Genomic DNA, 14,938 nt, shown 5'->3' on the forward strand with positions numbered 1-14,938 from the left:
ATTTCCGGTTTATAAGGAATAGTAAAAAAAGGGAATAAAAAACACATCCCATTAAAAAGAATGGGATGTGCCACCATATTATTCGTCTGATTCTCCCCCAGAACGATTCGATTGTGTTGGTAGGGTGTCCCAAAAGCCTGCATCGACCGTTTCAATTGAATGATCAGCAATAGCTCTAACAGCTGCATCCAAAGTGGTGACTGTTTGCTTTATTAAATAGCCATTACTTTTTTGTCCAAGTGCAACTGTCTCGACATTGTGGTCAGACATACCCCGCATCTCAAAGAGTAAAGTTGCAATATCATAACGAACAGCCGCACCATTACGACCTATATTTTCTCCTGAACCGCCATCATATTTACCAATATGGCCCCAACCAGTAGGTTCAATTGAGTTATATACAACAGCACCCAGTTTTTTTGAAGCTTCTAACACTTCAGGCTTTACGTTTGCGTTTGTAGGATAAAGTATTGAACCTGAAACAAGTTCACCATCTGTTTCGCTTAGCGTCCCTTGATGATGTAAATCTATCATGTAATCTATATCGTATTTCGCAAATACATTTTCGTGTAAAGCTTTTACCTCGACTTGCATTTGATTGGTTTTTTTATCATGCTCCCGGTTTAAGTCGACCCCGTTTGCATTTGCTCGGGTTAGATGTCGATCACCTTTTGCCAAATAGTCATCAAGAGAGAAATTAACATCTCCCATCGCCCCATCTGCGTTTAACATAGGAATGATAAGGATATTAACATTTTCCAATATCCCTTTAGTCTTATTCGTTCCTAAATGTTTAATGAATTCCAGTGCACCCTCAGTAGTCAGCTGTTCATTTCCATGCTGTTGAGTTAAAAATAGTATAGTTGGGTTTTTAGGATTGGAAATATACTTCGCTAGATAAATATCTCTTCCTTTTACCGTTTCCCCGATTACTTCCAATGCCAACCTTTCTTGTTTAGCATCCTGGGTTTTTAGATAACTTACCAAGCTTTCATATGTATGCAGATTTGAAGTTGTCACTTGACCATTTCCAGCACTGGGACCATTACCAACCGCTCCGACTGGTAGCGCAACAGCTGTTACAGCGCTTAAAGATATTAAACTGGATAATGAAACTGTTAGAACTTTCTTCTTAAAATTCAAAAAAAAACCTCCCTTTTCATTTAATAATCATAAAAATAACTATTACTAATATTCTGACATCTCCAACGCTTTGTGTTAATAGTTAAAAATAACTAATCTTCCGAAAAAGCTTTCAATTCACACAAAATATTACTTGAAAAGACTAGCATTTTCTGCGTGTGTTGTTCCATAATCGCATAACTGAACTTAACCGGTTTTATTAAAAATTAATCCAAACTGAACATGAAGAAAAACCAGGCAGGTTTCGCCTGATTTTCCTATACTGTAAGTTGAAAAAAATATCATAAATCCACTCAATATTATTGCCTGCCCCCCGTCAGAGGAATTGACTCATATCGTTAGGGATTGGAGCCATCAATTTGATGTCGTATTATGGATTTTTTTTTGAGTTGGGTATCTGCTTAATAAATGGTCAACTTTTAATTAACTATAAGACGCTGCCTACCTTTTTTAGATATTATTGACTAGGAAAAGCCAGGAAAACGAGACCTAATAATGAAAAAGGGTAGGATTCAGAAGAAAATCCCTGACCATTCAAATTAATTTATCTATGTGAATAACTTGAACATGAATGGCCAAAAATAAGAAGTATTAAGAAGGAAGGAACAAATAAAAAGGTAAATGCCTGATCGTCTGAACATTTAATTCTTTGTATTTAGTTGGAAGGTTATTTTACATGCCCCTTCTCCTTTAGCTGATTTTGTTAGCTGTAGTAGTTGTCTTGAAAGTTCGGCTTGGTATCGAAACTGTTACACGAACGTTGAAAATCTTCTTACTACTTTTAAAAATTTCTATCATTGCTCAAAGCAATATACAAAACACCCAGTTTACATTGATAATTTTAACCAAATTAGTTGTATTTTTAATGATTTTCCCTTCAAAGGTCCCTAAAAGAATAGAAGGAGAAAAAGCTTTTTATACCGGACATTGATCGGAGGAATCATTTTAATTCTGGATATCTTGGTTCTTGGGCCACTATTATGCCCATAAGCACTTATGGTAGCCAAAATGATTATAATGCGAGTTGGCGGCATATAAAGATCATCATAAAAATATGCTGGAACTTCGATATAAAATCCATATTCACGGTTGCATTTGGGTTGAATAAAATAGGATATGATCCAATGAATGTTATGAATGAGGTGGTATGTTGAAACATAAAATAATCATTATTCTTAGTTTAGTTTTTGTAGTATTTATGACTGTTTTACTCATCTTTTACCTCATTAAAGATGATTCTTCTCGATGGATGGTAGCTCTTGGGGGAATATTGGTAAGCGCCTTGCCCATTTCATTATTATTTGTTAAACATAATCCCTTTAACATACCGATCATTATTGGTTATTATGTTTTTGTGTTCTGTACGACATATTTAGGGTCAATCGCAAATTTTTATGTGGATTTTAAGTGGTGGGACTCTACCCTTCATTTCTACAAGGGCATTTTTATAGGTTTTGTTGGAATTGCTCTCTATAAATTTTTCATCCCTCAATGGGCGAGAAAAGATATTTCAAGGTGGGTCATCTTTCTATTTGTTCTCTCACTTTCAGTCACTGCCTCTGTTCTTTGGGAAATCTATGAGTTTGCAGGAGACCTGACTTTTACTCAAACCATGCAGCGGGGCGGTAATAAAGATACTATGTACGATTTGATTTTCGGTCTTACTGGAGGTCTTCTTATCTCTATTTATTCTAGTGTACAAAAAAAATATGATGATTTGCAGAGGTAATCATATGAATCGTAAGTTAGTTATTTTATTTAGTTTGGTCTACGTACTTTTCATGGCAGCTTTATCTATCTTTTACTATACAACCGATGAAACCTTCAAATCCCTTGTTTCGATAGGAGGAGTGGTTTGCGGAGCAATTCCCCTGCTATTGGCCCTGTTTACCAAGCTTCAATTCAATCTGCCCATTATCATTTCCTATTTAATCTTCTTATTCGGTTCACAATATTTAGGATCTATTTTAGGCTGGTATGGACTGGGGTGGTGGGACACATTCTTACATTTTCTAAGTGGATCCCTTCTTGCTTTTACTGCAATTGCTTTATATGAACGTTTAGTATACAGAAATGCAGGTAGTGGGATTTCCCCCTGGTTTGTCTTTTTGTTTACCCTCTCTTTCTCAGCACTTGGTGGTGTTATTTGGGAAATCTACGAATTTAGTTCTGATCAATTATTCGGAATGACATTACAAGGTGGGGGAAATAAAGATACGATGACAGATTTAATCGCCGATACTGTTGGAGGTCTCATTATTGCAATATGGGCCGGGGTGCGGACAAAGCTTAAGGTAAGGAAAACATGAAAAAACGTTCCAGTTGATTTCAGAAATCCGCTCCCTTTCCGCCGACTGTCTGCCAAGCCTCCTCGACGCAAACGTCTCCAGGGTCTCGGCTAGACAGTTATTCGGCAGGAGTGTCGCAAATTTTTTCAATCTAATGAGATTTCATTCCATATAAAACGAAAAGAGTTCGAGACGAGACCATTCCTAACACCCTTTTGTCGACAAACAGAAACGACCATCTTATTGATGATCGTTTTTATGGTCATTTAAATATGATAGATATGATCTTATCCGTCGTCATCTCACTATCTACCACATATGTTCCAGGTCGTAGTCCATTGGCCTTGCCTTTCTTTTCAACCTCGTCTGAAAACTTATTGGCATTCTTAATGACTTTTGCTTTTTGAAGGGTTTTACCCACATCGATGCTTGTCGAGCCTTTAGACACTTTCAGAACTGTACGGTATATGACTTTCTCTGTTGGTTCTTTTACTTTTTCTTTTTCAGCTTCCGCTTTATCTTTAATCGACTTTGCTTCAGCAATCTGATCTTCCCATTCTTTTTCTGAATGTATGACATATCCTTCAGAAGCCAGAGATTCTTTCATCTCATCTTCTGATAGTTTCTCCGATGTGCCTGTCGCATCACTTGGACCAAAGAAATACACTGCACCGCACAAACCTGCCGCAACAATAAGGCCACCGGCAAAGCTGCGCATTGATTTAGATGTCATTGGCCACATTTCTCCTTTCACTCTTCGTTTTAATGTAAGGAGAAAGCAAGCCTTCTATCTCATTTTCCGTCTGTTTTGTTTTCAGTGCGATGCTTTCAAATGAATAGCCTCGCTTATGTAGGTCGAGTACTTCACGCAACAAGTTCCGCTTTTCAGAAGACATTGCAAGAATGCCTGCCTCTTGCACCGTAATTTCAGCATCTATCTCGATGTTCCTGATTTTTTCCTGTAATACATTCATTTCATCTCCAAAAGTGATAGCAAGCTGTTCCAATTGACTGTCCACTTTTACAGAATCCTTTTTAATAAACGATAAAATGAACAGTAAAACTGCCACACCAAACAAAATGATTAGAGCCCATTCCATCATTCTATGTCCCTCCTTAATAAATTTGAATCTATTATCTCGCTTTCTAATTATATATTGATTTGTTTAAAAACTCGATTTAAAAGTACTAAATGCGACAATGGTCACACAACTAATGAAAAAAAAGGAATAATCGGCATATTTTCGGGTTTATCAATAGCTAACAGACTCCTTTTCTATATCTATCATACCATATGAGGACAATGTTACCATAAAAAAAGGACTCGCTATTTATGATCTGTTAGGTCAATAAGATGAAGGTTTTTTATTATGTTAGTATTTAGCCCACTCTAACAGTAGATCATGGCAGCAGGAAAAAACGCCTTTTTTTAGTTTAGTGAAATAGGTAGCTTTTATTGGGTAAACACTTACAAAAAGGCCAATATATATTAGCTCTGCTTGCATTAGCAAAGATTCGAAGATTTATTAACAAATGAAAATTTACTAAATACAGATTTTCTCGTCATTAAAGTGTGTACGATCTCAAATATTTGACCTAAATATAGATTTTATTCTTCTACTGCTGCATGCAAAAAGAACGATTCTTTTAAAAGGAATCGTTCTTTTGTTTGTGTTTAATTTTCTACAGTTTCGCTTACTCCTGAATAGCTTTTTTTATGCTTCATGACAAAGTAAAGCAATGTCAATATCATAAAGCCAATTGTAAAGCCAAGTAAAACATAGACATTTTGCCACATTAAACCAAAGTTACCACTTGATATAACTTCTTTAAAACCTCTAACTGAGAAAGTCATCGGTAACCAGTTATTGAATACTTGTAATGGTTCTGGTATTAATTCAAGTGGGAATGTTCCAGCACTTGTCGTTAATTGTAAGATCAAGATAACAATCGCGATGAAACGACCTGGATCTCCCATTGTTGTTACAAGCAACTGAATCAATGTAATGAATACCAAACTCGTTATAATCGAGAACATTACGAATAACGGTACACTTTTCACTTCCATATCAAGCAGTACTAATGTTAATCCTGAGGCTATAATTGCTTGAATAATACCTACAGAAGCAATAATGCCAAATTTACTTAAGAACCAAGTGAACCCGTTTTTCGGAATTCCAATCGGCTCTCTTAATGGAAAGACAATTGAGAGCAATAATGCACCTACAAACAAACCTAATGATAGGAAGTAAGGGGCAAAACCAGTTCCGTAGTTCGGAACTTTATTCATACTTTCTTTTTCAACCTTAACAGGTTCTGCAACCATGTTATACGTTTCTTCACCAGCTTTAATATCTGCTGAATCTTTGGCCGCTTTATTGACTTTATCCTTAAACTCTGTCGATCCTTCCGCCAACTTACTTGTTCCACTTACAATTTCACTAGAACCATCCGCTAATTGACTAGATCCATCAGCTAATGCTGCCGATCCTGCTGTAAGCTCATTGACTCCATCTGCAAGTGTCGTTGAACCTGCAGCGAGGTTTTGACTACCAGCTTTTGCTTCTGATAATTTCTCACCGAATGTTACTAGTCCTACTCTTAATTGAGATTGAGCTTCTTTTAATTGAGCTGCCCCTGTTGCTAATTGAACTGCTCCTTCATTTAATTGAGAAACACCTGTTTGAAGAGCCTTTTGCCCATTACTCAGGCTAGCAATATTTTCAGAAAGACTAGCTGAACCTGCTTCTATTTGACCTGCAGAGCTAGCAAGTTCTTTATTCCCAGCTTCAAGCTGTGTTGCACCTTCTGACAGTTGTGCAAATGCTTGTTTCAAAGCTGCTTGCTGTTCTTCAGGTAATGCTCCCATATACGGTTCTAATTGCGATTGAAGGGTAGAAACTCCTTCTTTCAATCCTGATGCCCCATTAGCTGCGCTATTTGCACCTGTTTCAAGCTTTTGCAAGTAACCAGTAAGCTGCTTACTTCCATCATGGATTTTTTCAGTACCCGAAACAAGCTCATTCATCTTCTCTTCAACTGTACCGATGCCAGTATGAGCTTCTTCTATACCTGCTTTAAGGCTTCCTGACCCATCTTCTGCCTTTTTCGCTCCGTCAATCAATTGATTTTGAGCGTTAGATAACTGGCCTAAACCATCAACAAGAGTTTTTGCTCCTTTTTGTAACTCAACGGTTCCGTCCTGAACTTTCTTGGTACCACCTGTAAATTCAACTTGTTTCTCAGCTAATGATGTTAATTTTTCTTCTAAAGTTTTTACACCATTATCAACGTCCAGGATTCCATCTTTCAGTTCCCCAGCTGCTTCATCCGTTGACTGAAACCCTTCGCCCATTTCTGTTATGATGTCAAACATGGTTTCTGCATATGTCTCAGTTACTTTTTCTGCTAGAGCCATTTGGATTTTTTGAACAGCTGTTTCTCCTATTTGAGCTGATAAGAAGTTAAAGCTTTCATTTGGAACATACTTTAATTCGAGCTTTTGCGGCTTATCATCCATTAATGTCGTCGCGTTTTTCGAAAAATTCTCTGGAACTTCTACTAGTAAGTAATACTTTTGATCCTCTAAGTTTTTGTAGCCCGTTTTACGATCAACAAACTGAAAATTAAAATCCTTACTTTCCTTCAGGTTTTCTACAAAATCATCACCGAGTTTTAATTCTTTTCCCTCTAACTTAGCACCAGTGTCATTATTTACAATGGCAACTGGTAAATCTTCTAGGCGATCATACGGATCCCAAAAAGCCCATAAAAACATACCACTATACAAGATAGGAATAAACAGAATTGCGATAATTGGAATAAGCAATTTTTTATTTTTAAACAGGCCAAGTAACTCCTGTTTTATTAAACTAGATTTCAAAGAATTTTCCCCCTAAGTATGATTGACCAATTTGTTCATTTGGTCATTTTTTTGCAAATAATAAGGACTATCAGGAGTGACAGCCAATCCGTTAAACCAATATAACTGAAATAGTTCTGCTATTTCTTCTTTTTCAAGTGGTTTATGATTTCTTTCCCAATCGAATATAAGAGCTAAATAAATCTTCAACATGATAAAAGCTGTTATTTCAGGATTACATGGAGAAATATCTTTCTTTTCGATAGCTAATTTAATTTTTTCCTTAATATAGGAAATGATTTCTATTTCCATTTCATTTAACATTTGTAAAACGGCTGGCGTTCCCATTTCTTTTTCTTCCTGAAATAGCTTCAGTGATAATTGATGCTCCTTTCTGAATTCTAAGATTCGATATAGTGCACTATGCAGGTTTTCATAAAAGGTTAAGTTTGGTTTAATTGACTGCTCAGCCTCATTTTTCATTTCTTCAATCATTCCTAACACAATCTCTTTAAATAATTGTTCTTTATTGGCATAAAAGGTATAGATGGTCCCTTTTCCAACATTTGCTATTTTAGCTACTTGTTCCATTGTTGTAGCTTTATAACCAAAGAGTGAAAAAGACTTTGTCGCAGCTTCTAATATTAACTTTTTCCTGTCAATTGACATATATCACCTCGAACTGACCAGTTGAACAAAACAGTCAATAAGTTATTTTATGATAATAACAAATTTTTTTAATAATAGCAAGGCATCTTTTTTTAAGTTTAGGAAAATCATATTCAAGGCTTCTTATCTATCTTCTTTTTTTACTTTATCCCCAGATTGATTCCTTAATATTAAAGTATAATAAATGACAAATCAGTATCTAAGCGATAAGATAGAGACAATTAGGTTCCTTTTCCTGATTCCTTAAATAGGTTTGTATAAATATACCTTACCGACCATGAAATGAAACAAAAGTTAACCCATGCAAATATGCATATTAAGGAGGAAACCATGAATATTAAGATAAATAATATACCGCGTTTCATGCAAAGCGAAATCGAAAAACTTCAATCAAAACTGTCTCCATTATTGAAGAAAAATATGAAATATAGTTTTTTTTCAACCGTAATGATAGGGTTTTCTATCATAAATCTATTTTTTCTTTTATTTAAAAACGACTCATACCCAATCTCTAAAATTGCCCTTGCAATATATGCATTAGTGGGTGCTGTAGGATTTGCCCTTTTAAAGGAAAACAAACACAACCAAAAAGAAATAGCGAAAATGAGCCAACAGTATATGCTGGAGAGAATGAAAGAAAGCAACTACTTAACCGATGCCAGGAAAAGTAATTACTATAAAAAGGTAAATGAGCAGCCGCTATCTGCAATGAATGTCTTTTTGGAGTTTCTTGCGGAAGAACAACAAAGGAAGAATGAATCTTTCCATAATGAATAAAGAAGGTCAAAATAAATCCCCCTATGAAAGGTCATAAGGGGATTTTTCTTACGATATTCATTTACTTAAAACGGGATCTGCAATGACAAGAATTTTTCCGGACTTGATATCTTCTACATATCGGTCGACTTCAGCTTCCTCCAGTCCAATATCCAATAATGGCTTTTTCAATCCTCCGGCACCTGAGGCTGCTCCAGCTGCCGCTCCTCCAAATGTGGTAAAAATAGGGCCTACAGCCAATATTGGACCAACACCAGGTATTACCAATGCACTCATTCCAATAAGTAGGCCTGTCAAACCGACAGCTCCGCCGGCCGCTGCACCTGCTACGAATCCATCAGTCTTTGCAGGACTCACTTCCTCGGCTTCATTTGGTAATTTATCAATATTTTTTGCGACTATAGATATTTGATCGGATGAAAAACCTTTTTTCTTTAAATTTTCAACTGCTAAGGTTGCTGCATTTTCATTATCATAAATTGCTATAAATCTATTGTTCATGGTATCTTCTCCTTTAAAAGTAATGTACTATTCAATACCCTTAAGTGAGTTTTGATAACCATCTATTATTGAATGGAATTACTCTCGGATTTGTCCCTCGCCATAAATAAAATATTTGCTCGAAGTTAACGCCGGCAAGCCCATTGGTCCACGTGCATGAAGCTTTTGTGTAGAAATGCCGATTTCAGCGCCATAACCGAATTCGAAGCCGTCGGTAAAACGTGTGGAAGCATTGTGATAAACTGCTGCCGCGTCTACTTTATTCAAAAATATGGAAGCGTTTTGTTCATCTCTCGTTAGGATTGCTTCAGAATGCTTGGAACCGTATCGGTTAATATGTTCAATAGCATCTGAAACACAACTAACGGTTTTCACGCTGATTTTCAATGCTAAATACTCTGTTGACCAATCTTCTTCCGTGGCAGGTTTTGCTTCAGGAAAAATGTTACAAACTGCTTCATCACCGTACACTTCAATGCCATTTTCGTTCAAGACTTTCAAAAGACTCTTCCCATTTTCTTCAAACCATTTATCATGAATAAGCAGGCTTTCAATCGCGTTACATACGGAAGGACGCTGTGTTTTGCCGTTTAAGACAATATTCTCCACCATGGTGAAATCTGCCGTCTCATCGATGAAAATATGGCAATTGCCTGCTCCCGTTTCAAGGACGGGAACAGTGGACTCCTTAATGACCGTTTCAATTAAATTCTTTCCACCGCGAGGAATCAAAACATCTAAATACTCATTAAGGTGAAAAAGTTCCTTAGCGGATTCCCGACTCGTATCCTCGATTAACTGAACAGCTTCTATAGGAATTTCCGTATTCTCTAAAGCTTTATGAATGGAAGAGATTAGTGCCATATTGGAGTATTTGGCTGAAGAGCTACCTCTTAATAGGACCGCATTCCCCGTTTTCAAGGATAATGTAGCTGCATCGATGGTCACATTTGGCCTTGCTTCATAAATCATTCCAATAACACCAATTGGGACACGTAATTTTTTAATTAATAAACCGTTTTCTTTTTCGATAGTCTCCAATTTCTCTCCAATTGGATCTTTTAAATCGATTAATAGCGTAATTGCAGCTGCCATGTCATCAATACGGTTAACATTTAACATTATTCGATCTAATATCGACTCACTGAAGCCTTTTTTCCTGCCTTCTTCTAAATCCTTTTGGTTTTCTTTTATCAAATGATCTTTATCGATAACAATTTGCTTTGCAATTTTTCCAAGTGCCTCATTCTTCTTTTCCGTAGTCAATCCAATTAGCTGATAACTGGCTTTTTTGGCTGCCTTTCCTTTCGCAGTCACTTCACTCATTTTAATGCCCCCCCTTTTCTTTCTCTAAAATTGATTACCTATGCTCTTACCCATTTATCGCGATGGATCACTTCTATGGAAGTGATCAAAAGCTCGGTTGTCCGCTTGCCCATAGCCTGTTTTAATTCTTCGTCGGAATAAAGGACCTCACCCCGCCCTAATAATCCGTTTGAACCGAAGACCTCGACGACATCTCCCTTATTGAATACTCCTTTAATTTCATAAATTCCAGCTGGTAGTAGACTGCTGCCATTTGAAACTAAAGCCCTTTCGGCACCTTCATCAACGAAAATTTTTCCGGATACTTGTGAATGAAGGAATATCCACTGTTTGTTTTTCGTTACCGTCGTCAAGACATCATTCCCAATATAGGTGCCATCACCATTACCTTCAAGGATTGTTAGTAGTTTTTCGCTCCCCACACCAGAACCGATGAATACTTTCACTCCAAGAGACAATGCAGTTTGGGCTGCAATCAGCTTCGATTTCATCCCCCCGGTTCCAACATTAGATCCCGTACCTTCTGCCATTTGCAATAAATCCGACGTTACTTCGGAAAGCTTTTCAAATCGTTTGGCCCCTGGATTTGTCTGTGGATTGGAATCATAGAGCCCATTAATGTCCGTTAAAATAATCAAGTTATTGGCGTGAACTAACCCGCTTACTAAGGCGGATAGCATATCATTATCACCGAAAGTCAACTCCTCGACTGATACTGTATCATTTTCATTAATAATCGGCAGGATGCCGCGTTCAAGCAATTCCATCAATGTTGCATATGCATTTTTATATCTTTCTTTTTTCGAGAAATCTTTCCTTGTTAATAAAATCTGCGCCGGAACGATTCCAAAGTGCCCTAATTGTTCCATATATGATTGAATCAATAGGCTTTGCCCTACAGCTGCAGCAGCTTGTTTTCCTTTGAGGGTAACAGGTCTCGTAGGATAACCGAGCTTGCGAAAACCTGTCGCTACAGCACCTGATGAAACAAGGACAACTTCATGTCCCGCCTTCCTTAAGGCTGCCACTGCCTGGATATGATCGGAAAATTTTGTTTGGTCGATTTCACCTTGTGTGTTGGTTAAAGAACTACTTCCTATCTTTACAACGATGCGTTTCTTTTCCATCGATTTTTCCCCCAATAAATATCTTAGACATAAAAAAAAGCCCGTTTCATCCTCGAAATAAGGACGAAAAGGGCTGCTTTCCGTGGTACCACCTTCATTGAATGCAAATTCATGCATTCCACTTTGCCTGATAACGCCAGGATTTGCGCCTATGTTTTGCATAGGACTCAAGAAGCAGGTTCTGCGCTTTCCTGTCACGGGTCTTCCAGCAATTGACCCCGCTCTCTGTCACAGTGATTTTCGCATACTAATCTTCCCTCAACGTTCATTGTTTTAATATAGTATGCAAAATAATCTTCTTGATGTCAATAACCTTCCTAACATGAATGAACCTTAAAGCGCCATTGCTGGGCCGAAGAACTCATAGTGAATTTTACCCGGACCTATCCCCAACTCTTTCAGGTAAGTAATAACGGCTTTCATGAAAGGAACTGGACCACACACATAATAATCAGCTTCAGGTTTTACAAAACTGCTCAATAATTCCTTATCGATATATCCTTCCTTTTCAAAATTCGGCAGGTCCTTATCATCCTCACTCGGATTTTTAAAGACAAAGGATAAACGATAGCTAGCAAGCTTGTGCGTTAGTTCTGTCAGTTCCGCTCTGAACGGCTGTAAATGACCATTATCGGAAGCATGAATGAATTGGACATCACGCTCAGGTGTTTGCTCAGCTACCGCATGGACCATACTCATGAAAGGTGTTATGCCAACGCCTCCGCTCAAGAATACTGCCGGTGTTCGTTTTTCCAATTCGATGGTGAAATCACCTGCAGGTGCCGTTACGTCTATACTGTCACCCATCTGAATGAATTCATGCAAGTAGTTAGAGACCCTTCCATCAGGAGAGGTTCCCGGCTTTTCTTTTTTAACGGAAATCCGGAAGTAATCTTTTCCAGGAACATCAGACAAACTATACTGACGGTTGAATAAATAGCGTTCACCCGGTATCTCGATACGAACGGTAATATATTGTCCAGGAAGAAATGCTGGAACCTTATCGCCATTTGCTGGCTTTAAATAAAAGGAAGTAATTACATCGCTTTCTTGTACTTTTTCCACTACAATGAATGGTTTGAAATCAGACCATCCTCCGTCCTGATTGGAAGCTTGATCGTACATTTCCTTTTCGATGCTAATGAAAACATCGGCAATGACTCCATAGGCCTCTCCCCAAGCTTGGAGGATTTCTTCTGTCGCCGCATCTTGTAACACTTCCTTGATTGCATTTAATAGATGTTCTCCTACAATGGGATAATGTTCTGCTTTAACTGCGAGACTCCTGTGTTTTTGTGCTATTTGCTTCACTGCCGGTAAAATCGTTTCAAGTTGATCTATATATTTAGCTGCCGCCAAAACCGTGTTGGCGAGTGCATTTTGCTGGCGCCCCTTTTTTTGATTGGCATGATTAAAGACATTTAATAATTCAGGATGTGCTTCGAAAAGACTTTTATAGAATACAGTTGTTATAGTTGTACCATGCACTTCTAAAACAGGTACGGTTGATTTGATAATATCGATAGTTTTCTGGGATAGCATAGATAAACCCCTCTTCTTAAACAAGTATTTTTAATACATGTTTATATTAGAACTTAATTGAATTAAAAGCAATATTTTTAATACATCTTTTCAAAAATTAAGTTTTCATGTTTATAAAATGTTCACATTTATGATATAGTCAAATGGGGATAGAATGTGAGGCGATAAACATGAGGTTGACGAGTTATTCCGATTACTCACTTAGAGTGTTGATTTACCTGGCTTCCCACGACCAAAGCAAATTATCAAATATAAAAGAGATTTCTGAAGTTTATCAACTATCTAAAAATCATTTGATGAAGATTGTTCATAATCTAGGTAAACTAGGCTATATTGAGACGATACGCGGAAGAAATGGCGGTTTCCGGCTTGCAAAATCACCTGCTGACATAAATGTAGGGGAACTGGTGCGGAAAACCGAAGAGGACTTTTATCTAGTGGAATGTTTTAAAGATCACGATAACTGTGTGATTTCTCCCGTTTGTTCATTGAAATTTGTCCTTAATAATGCCTTGGATGCTTTTCTACAGGTCCTTGATCAATATACGATTGCAGACTTCAGTGAAAATAAAGTGATGCTCAAAGCCTATTTCGATTCGGTAAAGCAGAATGACGAAGAGCCCGATTTTTTATAATCGGGCTCTTTTTTCATTAACCGATGATCCGTTCAATCCGCCATTCCTTTTCCACCCGCAAATCAATGATCCCTTCACTGGTTTTCATTAAAACTTTAAGGGGATCGTACGGATTGATCATAATGATCGTCCCGATTCGTTCATTAGTAAGCATTACTTCTTTTCCGACTAAGGTGGTCATTAATCGGCTTATAAACTCCAGCAGGATTTCAGGATTGAATTTACCGAACATATCACTTTTCATTTGCTCAATCACCCTAAAAAACGGCATGGCCTGATGATACACACGATTTGATGACATTGCATGGAATACATCAGCTATTGCCACGATTTTCGAATGGTGATGGATATCATTCCCCTTCAGTCCAAGAGGATAGCCTTGCCCATCTTCCCGTTCATGGTGCTGAAGGGCTGTTAATGCAATCGATGGTGGAATGCCCGGGATCGTTTTAAGTAACTCATACCCATAAATGGTATGGCGTTTCACTTCTTCATATTCTGACGCTGTCAGTTTACCCGGTTTTTCTAATACACTCTCTGGTATCCTTGTTTTACCCACGTCATGCAGAGTGGCTGCCAATGTAAGAACGGAAAGGCTTTCTTTCGATAATCCAAGCTTCATCCCCAAATAAGTAGCAATGATTCCGACACCGATATTATGGCTATACGTGCACTCATTTTTTGCTTGCATCTTTTCGAAAAGGTAATAAATATCAGGAAGCTTTGCAGCTTCTGCAATAACAGGCGCAACCTCTGCGTTAATCATTTCAACCGTTTCAATCTGTATATTTCCTTCATTACGGATAACTTGAAAGATGTTTTTGATTTGAATAGAGGCTTCGTTTATTCTTTCATGAATCTTCACCTTAGGCTGTACATGATCTTCAGTTAAAGCGGATTCACCTTCTATTCTTTTGTTCAATTCTTCCATTATTAAGTCAATTTCTGGGATGGTAAGAGGTGGAGTCGCTTTATTGTTCAGCTTCCCTTTTCTGTTAATCAATACTCTCACACTTCCCTCTATTTTTTACCTATAATACCATATCCTCCATGACTTTGTGTTTAATG

At 37.5% G+C, this 14,938-nt stretch carries 13 protein-coding genes, 1 pseudogene and 1 other annotated feature; of the genes and pseudogenes, 4 read left to right on the forward strand and 10 right to left on the reverse strand.

The annotated features are described in order from the left end of the window. Positions 1–78 precede the first annotated feature (78 nt). The gene (locus ACQKKK_RS11875) at positions 79–1,143 is read right to left on the reverse strand and encodes a M14 family zinc carboxypeptidase (protein ID WP_427616364.1); all 1,065 of its coding nucleotides are present in this window, start codon (positions 1,141–1,143) and stop codon (positions 79–81) included. 1,147 nt (positions 1,144–2,290) lie between these two features. Between ACQKKK_RS11875 and ACQKKK_RS11880 the strand changes: the two genes are divergently transcribed. Both ACQKKK_RS11880 and ACQKKK_RS11885 read left to right on the forward strand, forming a co-directional pair. Continuing rightward, positions 2,291–2,872 (forward strand): membrane-spanning protein, encoded by a 582-nt coding sequence (locus ACQKKK_RS11880; RefSeq protein ID WP_427616365.1) that lies wholly within the window; start codon positions 2,291–2,293, stop codon positions 2,870–2,872. Positions 2,873–2,876: 4 nt separating this feature from the next. Next, on the forward strand, positions 2,877–3,452 hold the full coding sequence (locus ACQKKK_RS11885; protein WP_427616366.1) for a hypothetical protein: 576 nt from the start codon (positions 2,877–2,879) through the stop codon (positions 3,450–3,452). Between the two features lie 241 nt (positions 3,453–3,693). Here ACQKKK_RS11885 and ACQKKK_RS11890 read toward each other — a convergent pair whose 3' ends face one another. From ACQKKK_RS11890 to ACQKKK_RS11905, 4 genes and pseudogenes are all read right to left on the reverse strand, one after another. After that, positions 3,694–4,164 carry a hypothetical protein gene (locus ACQKKK_RS11890; RefSeq protein ID WP_427616367.1) on the reverse strand — a complete coding sequence of 157 codons (471 nt, stop codon included), beginning with the start codon at positions 4,162–4,164 and terminating at the stop codon, positions 3,694–3,696. After that, positions 4,154–4,534 carry a hypothetical protein gene (locus ACQKKK_RS11895; protein ID WP_427616368.1) on the reverse strand — a complete coding sequence of 127 codons (381 nt, stop codon included), beginning with the start codon at positions 4,532–4,534 and terminating at the stop codon, positions 4,154–4,156. Before ACQKKK_RS11895 ends, ACQKKK_RS11890 begins: the two co-directional genes overlap by 11 nt. Before the next feature lie 572 nt (positions 4,535–5,106). After that, a complete protein-coding gene (locus tag ACQKKK_RS11900) occupies positions 5,107–7,314 on the reverse strand; it encodes a YhgE/Pip family protein (RefSeq protein WP_427616369.1) in 2,208 nt (735 codons plus the stop codon). 81 nt (positions 7,315–7,395) lie between these two features. Continuing rightward, positions 7,396–7,962: pseudogene (locus ACQKKK_RS11905) on the reverse strand (TetR/AcrR family transcriptional regulator); the annotation flags it as partial. Positions 7,963–8,292: 330 nt separating this feature from the next. Here ACQKKK_RS11905 and ACQKKK_RS11910 point away from each other — a divergent pair. Further along, on the forward strand, positions 8,293–8,739 hold the full coding sequence (locus ACQKKK_RS11910; protein ID WP_427616370.1) for a DUF5392 family protein: 447 nt from the start codon (positions 8,293–8,295) through the stop codon (positions 8,737–8,739). A 57-nt stretch (positions 8,740–8,796) separates the two neighbouring features. Here ACQKKK_RS11910 and ACQKKK_RS11915 read toward each other — a convergent pair whose 3' ends face one another. From ACQKKK_RS11915 to hmpA, 4 genes are all read right to left on the reverse strand, one after another. Beyond that, entirely contained in the window at positions 8,797–9,240 is a 444-nt protein-coding gene (locus tag ACQKKK_RS11915) for a general stress protein (RefSeq protein WP_427616371.1), read from the reverse strand. Between the two features lie 78 nt (positions 9,241–9,318). Continuing rightward, positions 9,319–10,566 carry a glutamate-5-semialdehyde dehydrogenase gene (locus tag ACQKKK_RS11920; RefSeq protein ID WP_427616372.1) on the reverse strand — a complete coding sequence of 416 codons (1,248 nt, stop codon included), beginning with the start codon at positions 10,564–10,566 and terminating at the stop codon, positions 9,319–9,321. A gap of 38 nt (positions 10,567–10,604) precedes the next feature. Further along, positions 10,605–11,693 (reverse strand): glutamate 5-kinase, encoded by a 1,089-nt coding sequence (proB, locus tag ACQKKK_RS11925; RefSeq protein ID WP_427616373.1) that lies wholly within the window; start codon positions 11,691–11,693, stop codon positions 10,605–10,607. A gap of 56 nt (positions 11,694–11,749) precedes the next feature. Continuing rightward, positions 11,750–11,964, reverse strand: a binding site (T-box leader). A gap of 62 nt (positions 11,965–12,026) precedes the next feature. Beyond that, positions 12,027–13,235 (reverse strand): NO-inducible flavohemoprotein, encoded by a 1,209-nt coding sequence (gene hmpA, locus ACQKKK_RS11930; protein ID WP_427616374.1) that lies wholly within the window; start codon positions 13,233–13,235, stop codon positions 12,027–12,029. 170 nt (positions 13,236–13,405) lie between these two features. Between hmpA and ACQKKK_RS11935 the strand changes: the two genes are divergently transcribed. Continuing rightward, the gene (locus tag ACQKKK_RS11935; RefSeq protein ID WP_061463806.1) at positions 13,406–13,870 is read left to right on the forward strand and encodes an RrF2 family transcriptional regulator; all 465 of its coding nucleotides are present in this window, start codon (positions 13,406–13,408) and stop codon (positions 13,868–13,870) included. 16 nt (positions 13,871–13,886) lie between these two features. Here the strand turns inward: ACQKKK_RS11935 and ACQKKK_RS11940 are convergent, their stop codons facing one another. Next, on the reverse strand, positions 13,887–14,873 hold the full coding sequence (locus tag ACQKKK_RS11940) for an HD-GYP domain-containing protein (protein ID WP_427616375.1): 987 nt from the start codon (positions 14,871–14,873) through the stop codon (positions 13,887–13,889). Positions 14,874–14,938: the final 65 nt, after the last annotated feature.

The sequence above is a fragment of the Peribacillus sp. NPDC006672 genome, assembly GCF_050274955.1.
Classification (GTDB): Bacteria; Bacillota; Bacilli; order Bacillales; family DSM-1321; genus Peribacillus.

Bases quoted from the DNA above. Each gene is read 5' to 3' on its own strand.
- ACQKKK_RS11910 (WP_427616370.1), top strand. From the start codon at position 8,293: ATGAATATTAAGATAAATAATATACCGCGTTTCATGCAAAGCGAAATC.
- ACQKKK_RS11890 (WP_427616367.1), bottom strand. From the start codon at position 4,164: ATGACATCTAAATCAATGCGCAGCTTTGCCGGTGGCCTTATTGTTGCG.
- hmpA (WP_427616374.1), bottom strand. From the start codon at position 13,235: ATGCTATCCCAGAAAACTATCGATATTATCAAATCAACCGTACCTGTT.
- ACQKKK_RS11880 (WP_427616365.1), top strand. From the start codon at position 2,291: ATGTTGAAACATAAAATAATCATTATTCTTAGTTTAGTTTTTGTAGTA.
- ACQKKK_RS11915 (WP_427616371.1), bottom strand. From the start codon at position 9,240: ATGAACAATAGATTTATAGCAATTTATGATAATGAAAATGCAGCAACC.
- ACQKKK_RS11935 (WP_061463806.1), top strand. From the start codon at position 13,406: ATGAGGTTGACGAGTTATTCCGATTACTCACTTAGAGTGTTGATTTAC.
- ACQKKK_RS11920 (WP_427616372.1), bottom strand. From the start codon at position 10,566: ATGAGTGAAGTGACTGCGAAAGGAAAGGCAGCCAAAAAAGCCAGTTAT.
- ACQKKK_RS11885 (WP_427616366.1), top strand. From the start codon at position 2,877: ATGAATCGTAAGTTAGTTATTTTATTTAGTTTGGTCTACGTACTTTTC.
- proB (WP_427616373.1), bottom strand. From the start codon at position 11,693: ATGGAAAAGAAACGCATCGTTGTAAAGATAGGAAGTAGTTCTTTAACC.
- ACQKKK_RS11895 (WP_427616368.1), bottom strand. From the start codon at position 4,534: ATGATGGAATGGGCTCTAATCATTTTGTTTGGTGTGGCAGTTTTACTG.